The organism is Salinivibrio sp. PR5 (assembly GCF_001996085.1).
Taxonomy (GTDB): domain Bacteria; phylum Pseudomonadota; class Gammaproteobacteria; order Enterobacterales; family Vibrionaceae; genus Salinivibrio; species Salinivibrio proteolyticus.
The window spans coordinates 1-3,400 of sequence record NZ_MUFK01000081.1; the positions used below are offsets into that span (position 1 = coordinate 1).

The following is a 3,400-nucleotide window of genomic DNA, read 5'->3' on the forward strand; positions in this document are numbered from 1 at the left end:
GTTCTACAGTCTGTTCAGAGATATCAGATAGCTTTTCAATAGGCAATTTATAGGATAAGTAATATTTGTATTCCGATGAATTCCAATTTGCCATGTATGCACCATGTTCGGTAATGAAGAATACTCCCCATGACTTTAGATCTTTATCTTCATATAGTGTTGTATATTCTTTAAACAAAACTTTCTCTGAACCGTCTTTAATCATATCAAGTACTATTGGTTCAAAAGCCGGTGTGCTTATTGGACCCTGAGGTGTTTGCATCGGACCAGGAGATGAACACCCGAACAAAATAAAAACAAAGCCAAAAATCAAAAAATGCTTCATTGATTCATATCCTTAAAATATATAGTGCAGACTAACTTTCATGACACCCAGCACTGGAAACATGAGGAAAATTATATTTATGTATAAGCTATTCAAGAAACGCAGCTTCACCGATACAGACCCAAGACTCCCAACAGTTATTACCCCAATCTACTGACGCATCCTGAGAGCAAGTAGGATACAATACAGCATTGGCTCCTAGCTGAACAGCCTTTATCTTCAATTGAGTCATCGCTGCTTGTTCTGAAGTATCTCCACTAAATGCTGATCCTTTGCAAGAAATACCTTTTATTTTTCCTTTAGAGACATACTTTAAAGAACTAGGGTTTTGGATGATTTCGATTTCATTCATCGCTTTTATCTGCGTCAAAGATAAATCATCAACACGCTCGACCTGACCAAATCCGGCACAGCCTGTCAAAAATAAAGCCAACAATGGCACTAAAACTCCCTTCATTATTTTCTCCATTTTATAAAACAACATAAACAGAATGGATCCAACCAAAATATCACATCATTAATGCAATGTGAAAAAACTGACAAAATATGCGCTTACGGTCTGATATACTATGAGTAAAAAACTAAAAAAATTCCCATTATTATCACCATCAACCAATTTCATACTTGATAGCCTCTATCATTTTTCTTGCTCTCAAATAAAAACTTGGCGTTCTCATTGAATGCTGGATTTCTTCATAGCTTTCTTCCTCATTGTCTTTGATTTTTTTCATTGTAGTAGAAAACGCATTTGGAAAGCCTTTATGAATGATCGTATTTCGTATAATCTCGAATTCTTTCACATACTCGTGAGCAACCGTGCTAAGAAGGCATTGGGATTCCTTAACTAATTTTCCATATGGATAATCTAACGATTGACCTTTGTCACAAATTATTCCTATCTTTCTACGAATCAAAGAAAAAACATACTCGGAGGCAGCTAATAACCATAGAGGATAGCATAGAGCTTCATCCAGATTCATTTCGTACTCTTTGCTCGTTTCAATTTCATTCTCAATATTACTTAAAACCCTACCCCAATATATCAAATTGCTTTTCGAACTAATTCCATCTAGAGGTTTTAACTCAGGCACAAAAAACTCCAATTATATTTGATGAAAAATAACATGTCTCGTCTCTTATTTTTTAACTCGCTCCCACGCCCATGCATGGTAATGCATATGGATTTTGAATCATGGGCACAATCCGCAACGAAATCACCGAACGGCACTTGATCTCTGTTCTAACATTCGTGGACAGCGACAATACCTTTAGCGAACAAGCTGATTCAATGCTCTAGGCAGCGTAATGTTACACTCGTGATGGTGCTGTTTGTATTTGAATAAAAGCTAGATATGCATTCCCACGCGGGAGCGTGGGAACGAGACAAATTATTACAACTAACTCGCTAGAACACGTTCTACCACATGGCGACATTTTTTCTGGTTTTTAAATAGACTTGCAGGGTATGCATCTGGATAATCCTCTTCGATAACAGAGAACGTTTTATGATAGATTTCATTTGTTAAATTTCTTATATGATCCTCTTCGCTAGTAGATAACTCTCCAATACCACTAAAAATAGAGGAATTTACGTTTTGGAAAACAAGAAACATGATCAACCTATTCCCATGAATAGCACAAAGTCTAGCTCGCCCTTCTGAATTCTGATGGAGCTCCWCAACCCTACTATCTATCACTCTAGATATTAGAACTTTACGCCATAGATTCGGACCATTAACGCTGTCATTAAACAATGCTCTGTAAGGAGCCTTGGATATGTCATCCCATAGACGACCAATTTCACGTTTTGCCTGAACAGCATAAGTATWGTCGTTATGAGAACATGCCAGGGATATAGTTGCTTGAACTAAATCAAATCCATCTATCCCGATTGGCAAAGAATCTCCAGACTTATAAACGTATCCAACATTCTCCAACAGTAGCTCATTTCTTATCCGCTCTTGGTTTGTATCAAGGGCAACGAAATCCCTGCGATCTATACGATTTTGCGTATTATTATTTCTAGTTATTTCTTTACCAAAATCTTCCGGCGTATCAGACAATGAAATTATTCTTATAGGAACTTTTGCATTTTGTACTGCATCTGGCTGCTTATCGAATGCTGCAGCTATAGAGCCAACTGTTTGAGCCCCGTTCACAATTTTAAAATCGCTACACTCGAAAACACCCATATCTCTTCCACTTCCTCCAATAGGCTTCCTACCCACATTAGCGCAAAGAGCTGTTATCCCATTGTTAAAATACCAAAGGTTTTCAGGCGATGTTAATACAGTTTCGGTAATACCTTCGTTTATCTCAGTATTTCCAAGATAAATACGGATATTTGGTGAGAATATTTGAGGAAAATGATCATGCCACCATATAGCTACTTCACTTGCAGAAACTTGACCGTAAAAAGCCATATAGGGTTCTCTAACTTGTCCCCACGAGTGCAGCGCAAGCTCTAAATCAATAGGCTGAGCTTCTGCTCCTCTAGCAACTGCACTATATATATTACTTTGTCTCAGCGTCTTGAAGGTCAAAATTTCAGTTGTATCATTAATTTCGGTTGTAACATCATGGATAATTGTTTCAACTTCCGAGCTCAGTGGCTGAGTACCTGTATAACATAAGACCATAACTATACGAGTTTGTGCATCATTTAAAGCTTGATCTATTTCCGGCTTTTTGTTGTTTATTTTATCGTTAAAGCGTTCAAATCTTGCATTTATAAGATCCTTAAAACCCTGCAAAAATTTCTGTGTATCTCCTACACTAACGCTACCTCCACCATCCTGATTCCATTTCGATTGAACGAGATATAAAACTCGATCAACTCTACTATAGTAAACAGCATCTAGCCCGTTATCCTTAAACCCATCTGTCACATATCTAGCAGAAACTTCGAATTCAATTTCTGCTTGGGTCTTTAAAGCATATGCAGCAAGAGAACGAGTTCTAAAGATCTGTTCTTTTTCATTATTACTTTTGTCTTTAACGTCATCGAGATCAATTAGATCTCGATAATTTTCTTCGAGATAAGCATTTATTTGTCTAAGGTGAATTATACTCATA

General features: G+C 37.0%; 4 protein-coding genes. All 4 read right to left on the reverse strand.

The window, feature by feature from the left end; genetic code table 11:
- The coding region (locus BZG82_RS15815) for a hypothetical protein (protein WP_131826252.1) at positions 1-325 on the reverse strand (325 nt) is incomplete at its 3' end.
- 88 nt (positions 326-413) lie between these two features.
- Positions 414-782 carry a hypothetical protein gene (locus tag BZG82_RS15820; protein WP_158011511.1) on the reverse strand — a complete coding sequence of 123 codons (369 nt, stop codon included), beginning with the start codon at positions 780-782 and terminating at the stop codon, positions 414-416.
- A 151-nt stretch (positions 783-933) separates the two neighbouring features.
- A complete protein-coding gene (locus tag BZG82_RS15825; RefSeq protein ID WP_077678484.1) occupies positions 934-1,416 on the reverse strand; it encodes a hypothetical protein in 483 nt (160 codons plus the stop codon).
- A gap of 306 nt (positions 1,417-1,722) precedes the next feature.
- A partial coding sequence (locus BZG82_RS15830; protein WP_077766300.1) for an AIPR family protein occupies positions 1,723-3,400 on the reverse strand: 1,678 nt, incomplete at its 5' end.

Bases quoted from the DNA above. Each gene is read 5' to 3' on its own strand.
- BZG82_RS15820 (WP_158011511.1), bottom strand. From the start codon at position 782: ATGAAGGGAGTTTTAGTGCCATTGTTGGCTTTATTTTTGACAGGCTGT.